General features: G+C 63.6%; 1 protein-coding gene. It reads right to left on the reverse strand.

The window, feature by feature from the left end:
* The coding region (locus tag KVS69_RS20840; protein WP_217540256.1) for an MFS transporter at window positions 1-231 on the reverse strand (231 nt) is incomplete at both ends.

Consider the following 231-nt stretch of genomic DNA (forward strand, 5'->3'; position numbering starts at 1 on the left):
GGCGATGATATAGTCGACCATGTTGTCGATCGGTCCGCTGCGCGGCTGCAGGTCTAGTCTCAGAAGCGGGGCATTGAACCGGTTGAGCGGATCGAGGTTGAGGTCGCTGAATTGCGGCAACGGCAGGCGCAAGCCGATCAGCGCCCCCGCCACCATCGCAAGGCTGGACAGCGTGAGCGCGGTCGAGACACCAAACCCATCCGACAGGACGCCCCAGAGCCAGCTTCCTCC

Origin of the sequence: Stenotrophomonas sp. GbtcB23 (assembly GCF_019091045.1) — a bacterium.
In the GTDB taxonomy this organism is placed as follows: Bacteria; Pseudomonadota; Gammaproteobacteria; order Xanthomonadales; family Xanthomonadaceae; genus Stenotrophomonas; species Stenotrophomonas rhizophila_A.